Origin of the sequence: Ralstonia sp. UBA689 (assembly GCF_002298975.1) — a bacterium.
GTDB lineage: Bacteria > Pseudomonadota > Gammaproteobacteria > Burkholderiales > Burkholderiaceae > Ralstonia.
Genome location: NZ_DBMV01000045.1, coordinates 188,210 through 206,533, shown reverse-complemented (window position 1 = coordinate 206,533; position 18,324 = coordinate 188,210). Strand labels below are relative to the sequence as shown.

The window sequence follows — 18,324 nt, the reverse complement described above, 5'->3', positions numbered from 1 at the left end:
CGGGTCAGTGCTCGGCCACGGCCTTGGCCGGTGCAGGCTGGGCACGCGCCTTCTTGACCTCTTCCGCGCTCACACGGCCGCCCGGGTTGTCCCAGCTATTGAGCACGTAGGTCAGGATGTTGGCGACCTCGTCATCGTTGAGCTGCGTCATGGGCGGCATGACGGAGTCGTATTCCTGGCCGTTGACCTTGATCTTGCCGTTCAGGCCATGCAGCACGATGCTCATTGCCCGCTTCGGGTCGGCCGCCAGGAAGTCCGACTTGGCCAGCGGCGGGAACACGCCCGGTAACCCGATGCCACTGCCCTGGTGGCACACCGAACACGTGCCCGCAAACAGCGCACGGCCCGCCTGCACCTGATCCTGCACCGTCAGCGTGCCGGAAGCCGATGCCTCGGTCGCCTTTGCGACGGCCGTCATGTTGGGGGCAGCACGATCGCCCAGGTACACCGAGTCCAGTTCCTTGCCCGAGTACACCAGTTTGTTTTCCGGACCATCGACCTTGAGGATGGCCATCGCCCCCTTGTTGAAGGCGCGGAAGATTGAGTGGTCGACCAGCACGTAGCTGCCGGGCACCTTGGCCGTGAACTTCACGATGGCCGCACCACCTGCGGGAATCAGCGTGGTCTGCACGTTCTTCTGCACGTTGGTGCCGCCCTCGTACCGCACCTGATCGAAGATGGCGCCGATCACGTGGAAGCTCGACACCAGGTTGGGCCCGCCGTTGCCGACATAGACGCGCACCGTCTCGCCGGTCTTGGCATGCAGCGCCTTGTCGCCCGTGAGCGCGCCTTCCGCGCCGTTGAAGAGCACATACGTCGGGCGTTCGTCGATGGCCTTTTCCATATCGAACGGCTGCTGGCCCTTCTCACGGTACTTGCCGGCGGTGTAGAAATCGCCCTGCATGACGTAATACTCGTGGTCCACCTTGGGCAGGCCTTCCGGCGGCTCGACCAGGATCAGGCCGTACATGCCGTTGGCGATATGCATGCCCACCGGCGCCGTAGCGCAGTGGTAAACATAGATGCCCTCATTGAGCGCCTTGAAGGTGAACTGCGATTCGTGGCCGGGCGCGGTGAAGCTCGATGCCGCGCCGCCGCCGGGCCCCGTCACGCCGTGCAGGTCGATGTTGTGCGGCATCTTGCTGCTCGGGTGATTCTTGAGGTGGAACTCCACCGTGTCGCCTTGCCGCACGCGGATGAAGCTGCCCGGCACCGTGCCGCCGAACGTCCAGAAGGTGTAGCTGACCCCTTCGGAGATCTGCATTTCCTTCTCGACCACCTCCAGATCCACGATGACCTTGGCCGGGTAATTGCGGTTGACCGCTGGCGGCACGTTGGGCGGGCTTGTCAGCACCGCATGGATGGGCTCGCCACGCGGCGGCCCGAAATCGCCCGGCAGTCGGGTCGCCGCCCGCGCAACGGCGCCCGTCAACAGTGCCCCAAGCACTGCGGAAATCAGGCCCGCGCGCATCAGACCGCGGACCGCTTGAAGACGGCTCATGTTATTCCCCCGTTTGTCCGTGTTGTGTCGTCCGCTCCACGTTAGAACCCGTCCGCCAGTAGGGTTTTGATGCAGCGCAAACGACTGCAGCCGCCCTTTTCCGGATGCGACATCAAGAGCATCGGCAAAACAGGTATCTGATATACATCAATAACTGACCACACCTCGCCCACTAATATCGATGCATTCCAAATGCATCTTTTGCGATGCGAGCAACCACCTGAATGGAGCACCCATGACGCAGCCCACGCCTTCCATCCAACTCGACCTCCGCGTGCTGGCGCCGCGCGATCGCCATCCGCTGATCTTCTCCTCGTTTGGCAAGCTTGACGTCGGCCAAAGCCTGGAGCTGATCAACGACCACGATCCGCGTCCGCTGCAGTCTCAGTTCCAGGTCGAGCGCCCCGGGCAGTTTGCCTGGGATTACCTGGAGCGCGGCCCACACACGTGGCGTGTCGCCATTACCAGAAAGGCTTCCGCCGCCAGCACGGGCCAGTGCTGCGGCAGTTGCGGTGGCGCCTGAACGCTTTCTCCCTATTGCACCCTTGCAAGGAACCTTGTCATGAAAACCAACGGTAGGCTGTGGCGGTGGCTCGGCCTGATCTTCGTCCTGTCATTCGGGGCACTCGGTTATCTGGGGCGGCAAATCTATCTGGCCGCGCCGCCGATACCGCAAGCGGTCGTCACCACCGCCGGTGACGTGCTGTTCACGGGCGAGCAGATTCAACGTGGCCAGCAAGCATGGCTGGCCGCCGGCGGCCAGCAGCTTGGCACCGTCTGGGGCCACGGCAGCTACGTGGCGCCCGACTGGTCGGCCGATTGGCTGCACCGCGAGGCAACCACCCTGCAGACAATCCGCACGCAACAGCAATTCGGCACGACCGCACCGCTGACGGCTTCACAGCAAGCCGCCGTCGATGCGGCCGTGAAGGAAGAGATGCGCCGCAATACCTATGACGCCGCGCACGACAGCATCACCGTATCGCCAGACCGTGCCCGCGCCATCCAAGACGTTGCACAGCACTTCAAGGGCCTGTTCGGCACCGATCCGTCGCTCGCCACGCTGCGCGATCAATATGCGATGGGCACTGGCGTACTGCCAAAGCAGGAAGACCGCGAGGCGCTGGCCGCGTTCTTCTTCTGGACGTCGTGGGCAGCCGCCACCGACCGCCCGGGCGAAACCGACTTGTCATACACCAGCAACTGGCCGCATGAGCCGCTGGTTGGCAACACCATGACCGGCGGTGCGGCCATGTGGTCGATGGTGAGCATCATCCTGCTGCTGGGCGGCATTGCAGCCATGCTGTGGATTCACGGCAGCAGCAAGCATGAGGAAGAGGCCAAGCCGCTGGCGGCGGACCCGTTCCTCAACGCGGTCGCCACACCATCGATGAAGGCCACGCGCAAGTACTTCTTTGCCGTGATCGGCCTGATGCTGGTGCAGATCGGCATGGGCGCCATCACCGCGCACTATGCGGTCGAAGGCGAGTCGTTCTTCGGGATTCCGCTGGCGCAGGTGCTGCCATATGTGATCAGCCGCACGGTCCATACGCAGCTTGGCGTGCTGTGGATTGCCACGGCATGGCTGGCCACGGGCCTGTACATTGCGCCGCTGCTTTCGGGGCGTGAACCGAAGCTCCAGAAGCTCGGCGTTGACGTGCTGTTCTGGGCGCTGATCTTCATCGTGGTGGGTTCCATTGCCACGGGCTGGCTCGGCACGCTGCAACATCGCGGTGCAGACTTCGGCTTCTGGATCGGCAACCAGGGCCTGGAATACACCAGCATGGGCCGCGTGTGGCAAATCCTGCTGTTCGTCGGGCTGCTGTTCTGGGTCGTGCTGCTGGGCCGCGCACTGTGGCCGGCACTGAAGACGCCGTCGGAATCGCGCGGTCTGATCGCCATGGTGTTCCTGTCGGCCACGTGCATCGGCGGCTTCTATTCGACCTCGCTGGTGTGGGGCCAACACACGCACTACTCGATGATCGAATACTGGCGCTGGTGGCTCGTCCACCTATGGGTCGAGGGCTTCTTTGAAGTGTTCGCCACCGCCGTCATCGCGCTCATCTTCACGCGCCTGGGCCTGATCCGTGCCTCCAGCGCCAACCGCGCCATCGTGGCGGAGACGATCGTGTTCCTGTTCGGCGGCATCCTGGGTACGCTGCACCACCTGTACTTCACGGGCACGCCCACGTCGATCATCTCTGTCGGTGCCGTCTTCTCGGCGCTGGAAGTGGTGCCACTCACGCTGATCGGTCTGGAAGCGCTGCAGAACTATCGCCGCACCAAGGACACGGCATGGCTTGGCGCCTACAAGTGGCCGGTGCTCTGCTTCGTCGCCGTGGGCTTCTGGAACACCGTTGGCGCGGGCCTGCTGGGCTTTGCCATCAACCCGCCGGCTTCGCTGTACTACGTGCAGGGCCTGAACATGACGGCCGCCCACGGGCACGCCGCGCTGTTCGGGGTGTACGGCATGCTGGGTATCGGCCTGATGCTGTTCTGCCTGCGCGGCCTGTATGCGCGCAGCCTGCATGCCGATCGCCTGCTCAAGCCCGCGTTCTGGGGCCTGAATATCGGCCTGGCGATGATGGTGTTCATGTCGCTGCTGCCGGCCGGCATCTACCAGGCCTGGGCCAGTGTCACCAAGGGCATGTGGTACGCCCGCTCGCCGGAAGTGGTGCACTCGAAGGTGATGGAAACGCTGGTCTGGCTGCGTGTGCCGGGTGACATCGTGTTCGCCATCGGTGCCCTCGTGCTGGCGTTGTATGCGCTGCGCCTGCTGCGCCGCCCGAAGGCACAACAAGCTCAACCGCTGCCGGCTTCGGCCACCGCCACGCGCTAGTCGCGAAACGGAAAGCTGATCAAGCGGCCGCTTAGAAGTGGCCGCGACATCCCACAACCCGCAGGTCTTTGTGTCAACCCGACACGGAGGCCTGCGGGTTTTCCTGTAATGCCCACGGGAACCAAGCTCCCTACAATGCCTAGTCATATAGATGAATAGTTGACCCATTCACCACACCATGCCCGCTGATCTCCGCCTGCCCCGCTACCAGCAATTGCGCGACGACCTGGCCGCGCAGATCGCCCAGCAGCACTGGCGCCCGGGCGACGCCATCCCCACCGAAGCCGAGCTGGCCAAGACGTACAACGTGGCGGTCGGCACAGTTCGCAAAGCCGTCGATGTATTGGTGGCCGAAGGCCTGCTCGAACGCTTCCAGGGCCGCGGCACCTTCGTGCGGCGTGCCAGCTTTGCCAGCTCCTTGTTCCGGTTCTTCCGCTTCCAGAGTGAAAGCGGCGAGCGACGCATTCCTGAAAGCCGCATCCTCAAGCGCGATGTGCTCGACGCTCCATCCGCGCCCGCTGCGGGCCTTCAAATCGAGGCCGGTGCGCCGGTTATCCGCCTCACACGGCTGCGCCTGCTCGACGGCGCGCCGCTGCTGGCCGAAGAGATCTGGCTGCCCTACGACCGCTTCGCCCCGCTTGCCACGCTGGAACTCGACGCGTTTGGCGACCTGCTCTATCCGCTGTACGAAACGCACTGCGGCCAGATCGTCGCCAGTGCCGAAGAAACGCTCACCGCCGAAGCCGTCAACGCCACCTACGCGCGCCTGTTGCGCATCAAGCCGGGCGACCCGGTCATGGTGATCGAGCGTGTGGCGCGCGGCTATGACCGCGTGCCGCTGGAGTGGCGCCGCTCGCGCGGCGCGGCGGCGCACTTCCGCTATCACGTCGACATCCGATAGCGCCGCAGCCGCCGCAGACCCATACCAACAAAGCAAAAGCAGGAGACAGCATCATGCAGGCCAACTCACCGACAGCACCACCGCTGCTGGATGTGCGCGGCGTTACGCTGCAGTACAAGACACGCCAGCACCTGGTCACGGCCACCTACCGCGTCGACTTCCAGGTCTATCCCGGCGAGCGCTACATCCTGCTGGGCCCGTCGGGCTGCGGTAAATCGACGTTGCTCAAAGCCATCGGCGGCTACCTCACGCCCACCGAAGGCGAGATCCGCCTGAAAGGCCAGCCCGTGACCAAGCCGGGGCCGGATCGCATGATGGTGTTCCAGGAGTTCGACCAGCTCCTGCCGTGGAAGACCGTGAAAGAGAACGTGCTCTTCCCGCTGCTCTCTACGGGCAAGCTGGGAGCGCGTGAAGCCGAAGAACGCGCGCTGCACTACATCCACAAGGTCAACCTCAGCAAGTTCGCCGACCACCATCCGCACATGCTGTCGGGTGGGATGAAGCAACGCGTGGCCATCGCGCGCGGCATGGCCATGGAACCCGACGTGCTGCTGATGGACGAGCCCTTTGCCGCACTCGACGCGCTCACACGCCGCAAGATGCAGGACGAACTGCTGCAACTGTGGGACGAGACGCGCTTCACGGTCCTGTTTGTCACGCACTCGATTCCGGAAGCGATCCGCTGCGGCAGTCGCATCCTGATCCTGTCGCCGCACCCGGGCCAGGTACGTGCCGAGCTGCCGAGCCTCACGCGCGGTGACGATGACCCCGAACGCTTCAAGGCCCTCGAAGCCGAGATCCACGACATGCTGTTCGCCCGCACGGTGGAGGAAACCCATGCAGACTGAGACCCTTTCCATGCCGGCCACCGCCGACATCAGCAACCGCGCGCCCGTCTACAGCACGCCCGTGGCGTTCGATCGCATCGGCGTGGTGGAAAAGCCGCTCTCCATTGCCGAACGCTTGTACGAGCAGGCGTGGCTGCGCAAGCTGGTCATCCTCGTTGCGCTGGCACTCGTGTGGGAAGGCGGTGCACGCTGGCTCGACAACCCGCTCTTGATGCCGACCTTCTCCGATACGGTGCAGGCGCTGTGGGCAGGGCTGGCCAGCGGCACACTGTTCGCTCGCATCGGCACGTCGATGCAAACGCTGCTGGCGGGCTACGCGCTCGGCTTGGCGTTGTCCTGCGCGTTGGTCGTGCTCGGCATCAGCAACCGGCTCGGGCAAGACTTTCTGGAAACGCTCACCGCCATGTTCAACCCGCTGCCAGCGATCGCCCTGCTGCCCATCGCGCTGGTGTGGTTTGGCCTGGGCAATGGCAGCCTGATCTTCGTGATCGTGCATTCGGTGGTGTGGGCGGTGTCGCTCAACACGCATGCGGGCTTCCTATCGGTGTCGAACACGCTGCGCATGGTGGGCCGCAACTACGGGCTCTCTGGCATGGGGTATCTGACCAAGATCCTGATTCCCGCCGCGTTCCCGTCCATCCTCACAGGACTGAAGATCGGCTGGGCCTTCGCATGGCGCACGTTGATCGCATCGGAACTGGTGTTTGGCGTCAGCTCCGGTCAGGGCGGCCTCGGCTGGTACATCTACGAGAACAAAAACCAACTGCAGATTCCCGAAGTCTTTGCCGGCCTGCTGACGGTCATCATCATCGGCTTGCTGGTAGAGAACCTGGTATTCCGCACACTGGAAGCCCGCACCGTCAAACGCTGGGGCATGCAGAACTAAGCAAGAGCACAACGCAAGCGCCCAGCCGGTTTGGCCGTACCCTGCCCTAGATGGCGCCTTGGATTTTTGTCGCGGGGAGGAAAAAGGAAGGAGCCTTGTCTGAGCGCAGCGAGTTTGGCTCCTTTCCCTCCCCGTGACACAAATCCAAGGGGAAGTCGCCATCTCGGGCGCGCCTTTCTTTGCTTACTTTCTTTGGCAAGACAAAGAAAGTGAGTCAGCCCCGGCAGGGGATGAAACAAAAAATGCACTACCAACAAACATAAAGACCAACAGAGCAACAAGGAGACAACAAATGCACCAACCCCGCCGTAACGTCCTCCGCCTGACCATGGCCGCCACACTGGCCGCATCACTCCTGAGCAGCGCCATCAGCACCGCCCACGCAGAAGCCACCGAAGTCCGCATCTCCCACGGTTACGGCATCCTCTACCTGCCCATCATGGTGATGGCCAGCGAACACCTGCTCGAAAAGCAGGCCAAGGCCGCCGGCCTCGGCGACGTCAAGGTCAACTACCGCATCCTCGATGGCGGCAACGTCATCAACGACGCCATGCTCTCGGGCGCGCTGGACATCGCCTCGCTGGGCGTGCCGGGCTTCCTCACGCTGTGGGACAAGACCTGCGGCAGCGCGATGGAAGTGCGCGGGCTGTCGTCGCTCAGCTCATCGTCGATGTACCTGATGACGCGCAACTCGAATGTGAAAACCTTGGCCGATTTCTCCGACAAGGACCGCATTGCCGTACCCGGCATCAAGACCTCGCTGCCCGCCGTGGTGCTGCAAATGGCGGCTGCCAAGACCTTCGGCGACAAGCAGTTCAACAAGCTCGACCCGATCACCGTGCCGCTGCCGCACCCGGACGCCACCGCCGTGATGCTCGCGGGCGGCAGCCAGATCAACAGCCACATGGCCTCGCCGCCGTTCTCCTATACCGAGGCCGCCGCGCCCGGCCTGCACCGCGTGTTCAACACCGTGGACGTGCTCGGCAACATCACGCTGGACATGACCTACACCAGCAAGAAGTTCTACGAGGCCAACCCGAAGCTGTCGGCCGCCTTCGTGGCCGCTCTGGACGAGGCCAACGCGCTCATCGCCAAGGACAAGACCAAGGCCGCGCAGATCTACATCGCGCAATCGAAAGTGAAGAGCTCGCCGGACGAGGTGAAGAAGATCCTCGACGATCCGGACTCGCGCTTCACGACCACGCCGGTGGGCGTGGCACACTACGCCGAGTTCATGCAGCGTGTGGGCACGCTCAAGAACAAACCGGCATCGTGGAAAGACCTGTTCTTCCCGACGGTACAGAGCCGGCTGGGTTCGTAACCACACGGCGCGCAGCATTCGCACGGAGACATTCCATGACCCTACGCATCGTCCGGCTCGGCGAGCCGCGCCTCCCCGATGAAGGCCTGCGCATCGGCACCGTGCGGCGCCCGCCGCGCGGCGTCCCGAAGGAAGAATTCGCCAGCCGCGATTTCTACGACGTGTGGATGCCGCTGCTCTCCCCCACGCCCGAGCTCGTCAAGCAGGCCCAGGCAGCCCAGGCCGCGCACGACAAGGATCAGCAAGACAAGGGCTGGCAGACCTTCGTGCGCCACTTTCGCGCCGAGATGCGCGACGGCGATGCATCGCGCCTGCTCGATATGCTGGCGGCGCTGTCGCATCAGACCAACCTGTCGATCGGGTGTTACTGCGAAGAGGAAGCGCATTGCCACCGCTCGGTGCTGCGCGAGCTGCTGAAGGAGCGTGGGGCGAAGGTGGCTGACTGAACAGGTCTACCCCACACAGGTGACGACGCTCCCCCGTGGCGGACCTATAACGAGGGTACGCGCGACCGGCACCCGCCGCATTCCGCTGCACTCCGGCTACCGCGATTTCAGGAGTCTCATCATGGGCCGCCGCTACATTGATTGCCGCGCCTTCCCCAGCGAGAACAACTGCTCGGTCGCCATCAGCGCCGACAGCGATGCCGAACTACTGGAGGCCGCTGTGCAGCACGCTGTATCGGTGCACAAGCACACCGATACACCCGAGCTGCGCTCGCAACTGCAAACCCTCTTCAAGGACGGCACACCGACCACTGAACGGCCGCCAATGGCAACCGCCTGACGTTGCGCACCGCGCTTTCTGCGCTGCAATACGACCGCGCGAAGCCAGGCAGGACTTGGCAGGAGCGCGCTTGCCCAGCACCGCGATTAGCGGCGTGCAGCCGACGCCAGCAACAACCGCACAACGTCACACTGGCTGTGCGTGTTGGTCTTGCGGTAGACGTGTTTGAGATGCGTGCGCACCGTATCGAGCGAAATGCCCAACGTGCGCGCGATGCACGCAGGATCGGCACCGCGTGCGAGAAGATCCGCCACATCGGCTTCGCGGCGCGTCAGGTGGAACGCATCCGTCAACCATAGGCTGGCAGGCTGTGCGAGCGCCACGCCTGCCCGCGCGGCAACGCGTTGCCAGCATAGCGGCAGCGCCTGCGCAAGATGCGGCAGTAACGCCAGCGGCGCCGTTCGCTGCCTCGTCAACAACGGCACGCCCCGCGAACGATAGTCGAGCCACATCGCGCCGCGCACTTCCGCATCGGCCACGGGCCACCCGTCCACGCCATCGCCGCGTGTGGCATGCAACAACATGTCGGCCGCATGCGCGCCTTGCGATGCCACCCAGTGCCAACGTCCATCGACGCGCCAACGGATCATGGCCGCGGCATGATCCGCGCCGCAGACATCGCGCACGACATTCATTACGCCCACGGCATCGCCCGCGCAGGCCGCCACATAGCACCGACGCAGCACGATTGCCGAGGCATGGGATGGCACGGCGACAAATCGCAGCATAGACCAGCAGTGGACGTAATACGGGCGCAGCGGCTCGCGGCCAGTGCGCCCGTCATGGAAAGGGACTTCATTATAGGAAGCGTACCCGCCCCCACGCTGCGTCGTTTGCCCTAGTCCGCGGCGCCCCGAAAACATCAAGCCATCGCGCGGCGCGCCATCCAGCGTGCGCGCAAGTGGTCGTACGCGAGGTTGAAGCAGAACGTATAAGGCAGGAAGAGCAGCATGATGCCAATGTCGAGCACAAGCGCTTCCCACAGGCTCACGTCCATCCACCACGCAGCCAGCGGAACCAGCATGAAGACCAGGCCGCCCTCGAACAGGCAGGCGTGTACTGCCCGCACGGCCATGGTGCGCGCAAGCTGATAGCGGCGTTCGACGCGTTCGAAAAGCGTGTTGAACACCATGTTCCACACCATCGCCACCACGGCGAACATCAACGTCAGTACGCCCATATGTGCGAGCGGCAAGCCCGTCAGCCAACTGAACAGCGGCGCGCAGATCAGCATCGCGATGATCTCGAAGGCCAGCGCATGAAAGATGCGCTCGGCTGGGGATTTCTTGATGACTTGCATAACAACACTCCGATGAATGACCTGAATTTTCATCGGTACGGCACCATCAATCCAATTCGATAGCATCGGTTTTTCCGATATATTGAGCCGATCGATTCATCCTTCTGGAGCTACCGATGCGCCACTCCTCCGAAGCTCTGCTCGCCTTTGCCGAGGCGGCCACGCTCGGCTCGTTCTCGGCGGCGGCGCGCAAATTGGGCAAGCGCCAGTCGACCATCAGCGAGGCAATCGGCAACCTGGAGATCGACCTGGGCCTGACGCTATTCGACCGCAGCACGCGCCAGCCGACACTCACGGAAGCCGGCCGCGCCATGCTTGCGCAGGTGCGCCGTGTGCTCGACGCCGGCGAGCAGATGGACCTCTTGGCCGCGCAGATGGCCGGCGGCCTGGAGGCGCGCCTCACGTTGGTGATGTCCGACACCTACCAGTCCGATCGCTACGAGCAGACGCTCGCTTCGCTCGAGCAGCGCTACCCCGAGCTCGAACTCGAATGCCTGATCGCCGAGGATGAAGACGTGGTCGACATCATTCAGCAGGGCCGCGCGCAGCTCGGACTGGTGGCGGCGCAGGCGTCGTATCCGCCCGATATCGGCGCGGCCACCATCTCCGAGCGCTCGGAGATTGGCCTGTTTGTCGGGCGGCAGCATCCGCTGGCCCGGTATGGCGACAAGGAAGTGCCACACACGGCGCTGCGCGAGGCGCGCGAGCTGCGGCTGAACACCTTTGTTGATCCGGTCGGGCCCCGCGCGAATGCGGCACCCGTGCGCAGCCCGCGCCGGTGGTCGGCGCCGAGCTACCTGATGCTGCTGGAAATGGCGGTGCTGGGCTTCGGCTGGACAGAACTGCCGCGCTGGCTGGTAGACCATTTCGCAGCCGAGCGCCTGCATGAGGTGCGTGCACGCGGCTGGCCACGCCATGTGCTGGTGGATGCGGTGTGGTCGCGCAAACGCACGCTGGGCCAGGCCGGCGCGTGGCTGCTTGAGACGATGCTGGCTGACGAGGCGTAAGCCGCCGTCTACTCGTCGAGTCGCTCGATGATCAGGCGCGAGAGCCGCGCGGTCTGTTCTTTCGAGAGCAAGAACTCCACGCCGAACGATGGAAACGCAGAAGCCGCCGCGCCCTGCACCAGCGAGGCACTGGCGACACGCCCCGTGATGGAGAAATCCTCCTGCTGCCCATCGACGTAAGCGCTGAAATCGAGCGCCAGCCGATCCCCCGGATGGAAGACTTGGCCAGCACTCTGCACAAGCGCACCGTTCAGGCAGATATCGCGGATGACCGCCACACGATCGGCGGGCGAGGCGGGCAGCCCTTCCGAACGCACGGTGGCGCCGATGCGCACCTGCACGCGCTTGGCGCGCCGCAGCGGCACCTTGTGCACCTTGGCCGGCATCGACAGCACGATGTACGGCGACGGAAACTGCACCACCGCCACCACGCTGCACATCATGCTGACCACCGCGCGGCCGGAAAAACCGCGCAGCAGCAAGATATCGCGCACCTCGGGCCGCAGCGTGCGCTTGGTATCGACGGGCTGCGTGATGAACAGCGCCTCGCCTTCGATGTAGCCGATCAGGCGGCATGACAGCGGACCGCGCAGCGGTGCGGATTTCTCCTGCACCTGCAGGACGGTGCCGATGGTCAGGCCAGTCGCGGCCAGTCGCGGCTTGCCTTCGGTGGCTTCAGCGGGCGGCGCGCAGGCCGTATCGCCAGCAGCAGCCATCACGGGACCATGCTGGAACAGCAGCCGGACCGCGCCGACATCCGGCACCACGGTGCCCGCCTTGAGCAGCAGATGACCGTGAATATCAGTCAACGCGAATGGCAGTGGCTGCCCGATCGGTACGTCGCCCTTCTCCAACTGCCCTGCTGCTGTGCCCATGCCGTCCCCTCTTGCTTTCGTCCAGTGCTCTGTGTTGCCTGCAATGCGCATATGCGACACCCAGGCGAGCGCTGCGAGATATTTTGCAAGATTGTGGGGCAAAGGACCGAAGGTCAACCAGGCCGTATCACAAAGCTGACGTGGCTCAACGGATATTCAGCCTGGCTGGAACTGCAATACGAGAGCCGCCGCCGCCGCGCGTGTTTCGACACCCAGCTTCTCGAAGATGTGCTCAAGATGCTTGTTGACGGTACGCGGGCGCATGCCGAGGATGTCGCCGATGTCGCGATTGGTCTTGCCGCGTGAGATCCACAGCAGTACCTCCGCCTCACGCGCGGTCAGGCGAAACCGCGCGACGAGGCGGTCACCCGCCTTACGGTCGTCGTGCTCCTCCAGTTGGATCACCCAAGCGCTGTGCGGCGCGGGGCCGGCCAGTCTTGCCACCAGCCGCACGCCGTCGCCCGCCTCGGCGAGCCGGCCCGCCTCCGGCGCGCCGGCCGGCTCCACGCTGTGCGCCAGCCACTGTTGCAGCACCGATGGCAGGCGCCGTGCATCGTCGTGGTCCGGGTAGAAGCGGGCGAACAAGGGCGCGACCCGCGAACTGCGCCAATGGATCATGCCCCGCACATCTGCCACAAGGGCCGCGCGCCCACCCAAGCCAACGATTTCGTCTGCCTGCCGGTGGGCACGCGCGCGCTCCAGATGCGCTGCGACGCGCGCAAGCACCTCTTCCGGGCGGATGGGCTTCGTGACGTAGTCGATGCCCCCCGCACGAAAACCGCGCACGACGTGCTCGCTTTCCGTCAGCCCCGTCATGAAAACCACCGGAATCTGTGCGTGGCGCGCATTGGCCTTGATGCGTTCGCACGTTTCAAAGCCGCTGATGCCGGGCATGACCGCGTCCAGCAGGATGATGTCAGGTGCCAACCGCTCAATACGCTCCAGCGCGCTCGTACCATCCAGCGCCACTAAGACGGTGTAGCCAACGGCATCGAGCGCATCGGACAGTAGCGCCAGGTTGTCTGGTGTGTCGTCAACGATGAGCACAACTCCGGGGCCAGCAATGGCAGGCCCTATCGCCTGCGGGGCCGACGACACATGCAGCCCCGCCGCACCACCGTGGTCAATCCATGCTGTGTTCATCTGAGCGGGCTCCTTTGAGCAAGATGTCCAGTTCAGCCAACCGGAAGCGGCGAGCTGCCGCTCGTACGGGTTGCAGCGCACCGGCAAGGTCGGGATCGCGATGCTCGGCTTCGTCGAGCAATTCGGTGAAACCTTTGATGTAGCCGATCTCGAGCAATGGACGCAGGCGTGCGACCAGCTCTGCGGGCAACGATGGCTGCACGCGCACGGGCGGTGGTGCCTGGGCAGCCACCTCGCCGTCGACAATCCAATCGAGCTTGAGCAGATCGCCCACTTTGTCGAGTAGGTGCGGCAGATGCACCGGCTTGGCAAGGTAATCGTCGCAGCCGGCGGCGGCACCGCGCGCACGATCGCCGGCGAAGGCATTGGCTGACAGCACCAGGATCGGTGCAATACTCAACGCATGCTGACGGATCAGCCGGCTGGCCTCGAATCCGTCCATTGACGGCATCGAGACGTCCATCACGATCAGATCAACCGGCAACGTGCCAAGCTGGCGCATCGCCTCGGGCCCACTGGCGGCCTCCACCAGCGTGAAACCGAGCGGCGCTAGTGCCTCGACCACGATGCGACGCTGCTCACGCTGATCGTCCACCACCAGCACAGTCCGGCGCTCGCCGCGATAGCCGCTGACGTGACGGATGCGGTCCGCCGCGCGCGGCTCGCGCACCTCCGGCAAGAACAGTCGCACGGTGAAGCGCGTGCCCTGCCCGGGAACACTGTCCACGCTCAGTTGGCCGCCCATCAGCGTGGTCAGCATGCGGCAGATGGTCAAACCCAGACCCGCGCCGTTGTCCCGCGCCTGCGCTGCGGCGCCCCGTTCGAATGGCTGGAAGATGCGCTCCAGCTCTTCCGAGGCAATACCGATGCCAGTATCGAGGATTTCGAAGGTGGCAATCTCACGTGCATAGGCCACATGCAGCGACACGGTACCGCTCTCTGTGAAGCGCACTGCATTGCCGAGCAGATTGATCAGGATCTGACGTACGCGCTTCTCGTCCATGCGTACCGCTTCGGGAATGCGGCCTGCATACTCCATGCGGAAAACCAGTCCTTTGTCGGAAGCGTGCGGCTCCATCATTGCTTCGATCTGCGTCAGGAACGCGGGAAACGCAACCTGGCTCACGTCGAGCTGCAGCTTGCCGGCCTCGATGCGGGCAACGTCCAGCAGGCCATCCACCAGCGCCAGCAAGTGCTCGCCGCTGCGGAAGATGGTGGCAAGGCCCTCGCGGCGTGCAGGTGGAATCGACGCGTCGCGCATCAGTAGCTGTGCATAGCCGAGAATGCTGTTGAGCGGCGTGCGCAGCTCGTGGCTCAAGCCGGTCACATAGCGGCTCTTGGCCCGGTTGGCCGACTCAGCAGCTTGCTTGGCCTGCTGCAGCATGGCGTCGGTCTTGCGGTGAGCTTCGATCTCGCGCATCAGCAGCATGGTCTGCCGGTTGGACTCCTCCTGCGCGACCTTGCGGCTTTCCTTGGCCAGTACCAACCACCAAGCGGCGACGCAGCCCACCAGCGCAAGCGCGAAAAACGCCTTGAGGTAGCCGCGCGCCAGCAATTGCAACGCCGACTGATCGGCGCTCAGTGTGACGGCGGTCTGGTAGTAGATCAGTGTCAGTACGCCTGCCAGCAAGCCCAGCACAATCAGCAGCACTGCAGCGTACTGCGCCACCCGCACGTGCAGTCGCGGAAGTTCAGTGTTCGGAAACCAGTGTCGCCAGGCCTGGGTGATCTGTGCGGACATCCGGCCGTGCGGCTTGCAGGCATCGCCGCAGCGCGCATCCAGCGAACAGCACAATGAGCAGATGCTGCCAGCGTAGGCCGGGCAATGCGCCATGTCCTCGCGCTCAAAGACGTTCTCACAGATCACGCAGCGCATCGCGCCGGTGTTCTCGTGCGCGGTACCGGTCGGCTCATGTACGGTGCGGGCCAGATAGAACCGGCCGCGCGTGGCCACGGCGATGAGCGGCGCGCAAAGGAAGGCCATGCCCAGCGCGACGAACGGCGAAAGCGCTTCGGTCACGGCGCCGAACAACCCCAGGTGAGCCAGCGTCGCAACAACCGAGGCGATCAGCATGGCGCCCACGCCAACCGGATTGACGTCGTACAGGTAAGCGCGCTTGAACTCGATGTGTGCGGGGCTGTATCCCAACGGTTTGTTGATGACGAGGTCCCCTACCAACGCGCCGATCCATGCGATGGCCACGTTGGCGTACAGCGCCAGCACCTCGCTCAGCGCCTCGAACACCCCCAGCTCCATCAGCAGCAGCGCAATGAGCACGTTGAAAACCAGCCAGACTACGCGCCCGGGATGGCTGTGCGTGAGGCGCGCGAAGAAGTTCGACCATGCCAGCGACCCGGCGTATGCATTGGTAACGTTGATCTTGATCTGCGAGACCACCACGAACAGCGCCATGGCGGCCATCGCCAGCGCGGGCGAGCCAAACACGTACTGATAAGCCACCAGGTACATCTGTGTGGGCTCTACGGCGCGCGCAGTGCCCACCTCGTGCTGGATGGCGAGGAACACGAGAAAGGAGCCGCCCAGCATCTTGAGCGCACCCGGCACCACCCAGCCGGGTCCGGCGGCAAGCAAGGCGAGCCACCACTTGCTTCGGTTGGCGCGCGTCTTCTCCGGCAGGAAGCGCAGGTAGTCGACCTGCTCACCAATCTGCACGATCAGCGCAAAGGCCACGGTGCAGCCGGCGCCAAAGGCCAGCAGGTTGAAATCGCGCCCCGACTCCGACAAGCCGCCAAAGCTCGGCCAATCGGCAAACGCACGCGGATTGTGCAGCAGCACCGCCGCGTAAGGCAGCACCAGCAACACCAGCCACAGCACCTGGGTCCAGCTCTGCAGCCGGTTGATCGCCGTGATGCCATGCGTGACCAGCGGGATGATCACGAGCGAGCACAGCACATAGGCGATGGGCAGCGGCAGGCCGACATAGAGCTGCACGGCCAGCGCCATGATGGCTGCCTCCAGCGCCAGAAAGATGAACGTGAAGGTGGCGTACACCAGCGAGGTGACGGTCGAGCCGATGTAACCAAAGCCGGCGCCGCGTGTGAGCAGGTCCATGTCGACGCCGAAGCGTGCGGCGTAATAGCTGATCGGCAGGCCCGTCAGGAAGATCAGCACGCTCACCACTACGATGGCCCAGAACGCGTTGGTGAAGCCGTAGTTGATGGCCAGCGAACCACCAATGGCCTCCAGCGCCAGGAACGACGTGGCTCCCAGCGCGGTGTTGGCCACGCGGAATTCCGACCACTTGCGGAACCCCCGCGGCGTATAGCGCAACGCGTAGTCTTCCAGCGTCTCGTCTGCGACCCACGTGTTGTAGTCACGGCGGATCTTGACGATGCGCTGGGTGCCAGATTGGTGCACGAACGCTCCCCGTTTCGGTGAACCGCGCCTGGGCTTCATGCCCTAAGCGAGCAGGCGTGGCGGGCGATGCAAGTTCCGTTCCGCGTGGTTCGCGCCCGGTTCAGTCTTGTTGTGTCGGCGTGCTCCTGCTCGCAGATGATCGCGCCGTGCAACGCGGCTGCGCTGTACGTCAGTTGACGTATTCCGGCAATCGTGGGCCCCGCCTAGGCTTCGTCCCATGCCTGTTCAAACCGACCACCATCCGCAACCGGGAGAAACCAAGATGTCACGCCACCCCTCGCGCCTTCGGCGCCTCGCCTTGTGTCTTGCCGTCACGCCGCTGCTGGCGACGCCGCTCGCCGCGCTCGCGCAGTCGTACCCGACCGCCAAGATCAACACCACCAAGCTGGCCGTGACCGACACCGAGGTCACCGTTGGGCAACTGCATTCGGCGACCGGCACCATGGCAATCAGCGAGACCGGATCGATCCAGGCTGAGCGCCTGGCAATCGACCAGATTAACGCCGCGGGCGGTGTGCTGGGCCGCAAGATCAAGGTCATCCAGGAAGACGGCGCGTCGGACTGGCCGACCTTTGCCGAGAAGGCGAAGAAGCTGCTCGAGGCCGACCGCGTCGCCACCGTGTTCGGCTGCTGGACCTCGGCCTCGCGCAAGGCCGTCCTGCCGGTGTTCGAGAAAGACAATGGCCTGCTGTACTACCCCACGTTCTACGAGGGGCTCGAACAATCCAAGAACGTGATCTACACCGGGCAGGAAGCCACGCAGCAGATCCTGGCGGGGCTCGATTGGGTGGCCAAGGAAAAGAAGGCCAAGACGTTCTATCTGGTCGGTTCCGACTACATCTGGCCGCGCACGTCGATGAAGATCGCGCGCAAGCACATCGAAAACGTGCTGCACGGCGAGGTGGTGGGCGAGGAGTACTACCCACTGGGCAACACCCAGTTCGGCTCGCTGATCAACAAGATGAAACTCAAGAAGCCGGACGTGATCTTTGCAGCCGTGGTTGGCGGCTCCAACGTGGCCTTCTACAAGCAGATCAAGGCGGCTGGCGTGACCGCCGACAAGCAGACGCTGCTCACGCTGTCCGTGACGGAGGATGAACTGCTCGGCATCGGCGGCGAGAACATGGCCGGCTTTTACGCCTCCATGAAGTACTTCCAGAGCCTGGACAACCCCAACAACAAGAAGTTTGTCGAGGCCTTCAAGGCCAAGTACGGCGCCAAGGCCGTCATCGGCGACGTCACGCAGGCGGCCTACCTCGGCCCGTGGCTGTGGAAGGCAGCGGTGGAGAAGGCCGGCAGTTTTGACGTCGACAAGGTGGTCGCGGCCTCGCCCGGCATCGAGCTGAACACCGCGCCGGAAGGCTACGTGAAGGTGCATGCCAACCACCACCTGTGGAGCAAGACGCGCATCGGGCAAGTCCAGACGAATGGCCAGTTCAAGGTTGTCTACGAGTCGGGCTTGATCGAACCGAATCCGTTCCCGAAGGGTTATCAGTAACCCACCACAGACGCGGTCCGGCCGCATCCAGATTGCAAGC

16 protein-coding genes are annotated in these 18,324 nt (G+C 64.1%); 10 read left to right on the top strand and 6 right to left on the bottom strand.

Going from position 1 to position 18,324, the window contains the following annotated elements; all coding sequences use genetic code 11:
• Window positions 1-4: 4 nt before the first annotated feature.
• Window positions 5-1,501: a copper-containing nitrite reductase gene (nirK, locus tag B4F51_RS22830; RefSeq protein ID WP_296229029.1), complete on the bottom strand. Its 1,497-nt coding sequence runs from the start codon at window positions 1,499-1,501 to the stop codon at window positions 5-7.
• A 235-nt stretch (window positions 1,502-1,736) separates the two neighbouring features.
• Between nirK and B4F51_RS22825 the strand changes: the two genes are divergently transcribed.
• The 8 genes from B4F51_RS22825 to B4F51_RS22790 all read left to right on the top strand — a co-directional run bounded on the left by B4F51_RS22825 (window position 1,737) and on the right by B4F51_RS22790 (window position 9,082).
• Window positions 1,737-2,024, top strand: coding sequence for a DUF2249 domain-containing protein (locus B4F51_RS22825; RefSeq protein ID WP_296229028.1), 288 nt, complete (start codon window positions 1,737-1,739; stop codon window positions 2,022-2,024).
• Window positions 2,025-2,063: 39 nt separating this feature from the next.
• Entirely contained in the window at window positions 2,064-4,340 is a 2,277-nt protein-coding gene (locus B4F51_RS22820) for a nitric-oxide reductase large subunit (RefSeq protein WP_296229027.1), read from the top strand.
• Window positions 4,341-4,518: 178 nt separating this feature from the next.
• Window positions 4,519-5,241 (top strand): GntR family transcriptional regulator, encoded by a 723-nt coding sequence (locus B4F51_RS22815; RefSeq protein WP_296229026.1) that lies wholly within the window; start codon window positions 4,519-4,521, stop codon window positions 5,239-5,241.
• Window positions 5,242-5,294: 53 nt separating this feature from the next.
• Window positions 5,295-6,089: an ABC transporter ATP-binding protein gene (locus tag B4F51_RS22810; protein ID WP_296229025.1), complete on the top strand. Its 795-nt coding sequence runs from the start codon at window positions 5,295-5,297 to the stop codon at window positions 6,087-6,089.
• Complete coding sequence (locus B4F51_RS22805) at window positions 6,079-6,975, top strand: ABC transporter permease (protein ID WP_296229024.1); 897 nt, start codon at window positions 6,079-6,081, stop codon at window positions 6,973-6,975. Before B4F51_RS22810 ends, B4F51_RS22805 begins: the two co-directional genes overlap by 11 nt.
• A gap of 292 nt (window positions 6,976-7,267) precedes the next feature.
• Window positions 7,268-8,296 carry an ABC transporter substrate-binding protein gene (locus B4F51_RS22800; protein ID WP_296229023.1) on the top strand — a complete coding sequence of 343 codons (1,029 nt, stop codon included), beginning with the start codon at window positions 7,268-7,270 and terminating at the stop codon, window positions 8,294-8,296.
• Between the two features lie 35 nt (window positions 8,297-8,331).
• Entirely contained in the window at window positions 8,332-8,742 is a 411-nt protein-coding gene (locus B4F51_RS22795; RefSeq protein WP_296229022.1) for a DUF488 domain-containing protein, read from the top strand.
• A 121-nt stretch (window positions 8,743-8,863) separates the two neighbouring features.
• Window positions 8,864-9,082: a DUF1059 domain-containing protein gene (locus B4F51_RS22790; RefSeq protein WP_296229021.1), complete on the top strand. Its 219-nt coding sequence runs from the start codon at window positions 8,864-8,866 to the stop codon at window positions 9,080-9,082.
• Window positions 9,083-9,168: 86 nt separating this feature from the next.
• Here B4F51_RS22790 and B4F51_RS22785 read toward each other — a convergent pair whose 3' ends face one another.
• Together B4F51_RS22785 and B4F51_RS22780 are read right to left on the bottom strand one after the other, a co-directional pair.
• Entirely contained in the window at window positions 9,169-9,810 is a 642-nt protein-coding gene (locus B4F51_RS22785) for a helix-turn-helix transcriptional regulator (protein WP_296229020.1), read from the bottom strand.
• A gap of 134 nt (window positions 9,811-9,944) precedes the next feature.
• On the bottom strand, window positions 9,945-10,382 hold the full coding sequence (locus B4F51_RS22780) for a multidrug/biocide efflux PACE transporter (RefSeq protein WP_296229019.1): 438 nt from the start codon (window positions 10,380-10,382) through the stop codon (window positions 9,945-9,947).
• Between the two features lie 116 nt (window positions 10,383-10,498).
• Here B4F51_RS22780 and B4F51_RS22775 point away from each other — a divergent pair, with 116 nt between their 5' ends.
• Window positions 10,499-11,389 carry a LysR family transcriptional regulator gene (locus tag B4F51_RS22775; RefSeq protein ID WP_296229018.1) on the top strand — a complete coding sequence of 297 codons (891 nt, stop codon included), beginning with the start codon at window positions 10,499-10,501 and terminating at the stop codon, window positions 11,387-11,389.
• 8 nt (window positions 11,390-11,397) lie between these two features.
• Here B4F51_RS22775 and B4F51_RS22770 read toward each other — a convergent pair whose 3' ends face one another.
• The 3 genes from B4F51_RS22770 to B4F51_RS22760 all read right to left on the bottom strand — a co-directional run bounded on the left by B4F51_RS22770 (window position 11,398) and on the right by B4F51_RS22760 (window position 16,825).
• Window positions 11,398-12,264, bottom strand: a complete 867-nt coding sequence (locus B4F51_RS22770; protein ID WP_296229017.1) for a flagellar brake protein — start codon at window positions 12,262-12,264, stop codon at window positions 11,398-11,400.
• Window positions 12,265-12,420: 156 nt separating this feature from the next.
• A complete protein-coding gene (locus B4F51_RS22765) occupies window positions 12,421-13,407 on the bottom strand; it encodes a response regulator transcription factor (RefSeq protein ID WP_296229016.1) in 987 nt (328 codons plus the stop codon).
• Entirely contained in the window at window positions 13,388-16,825 is a 3,438-nt protein-coding gene (locus B4F51_RS22760; protein WP_414706814.1) for a hybrid sensor histidine kinase/response regulator, read from the bottom strand. Before B4F51_RS22760 ends, B4F51_RS22765 begins: the two co-directional genes overlap by 20 nt.
• A 223-nt stretch (window positions 16,826-17,048) precedes the next feature.
• Between B4F51_RS22760 and urtA the strand changes: the two genes are divergently transcribed.
• The gene (urtA, locus tag B4F51_RS22755) at window positions 17,049-18,284 is read left to right on the top strand and encodes an urea ABC transporter substrate-binding protein (protein ID WP_296229014.1); all 1,236 of its coding nucleotides are present in this window, start codon (window positions 17,049-17,051) and stop codon (window positions 18,282-18,284) included.
• Window positions 18,285-18,324: the final 40 nt, after the last annotated feature.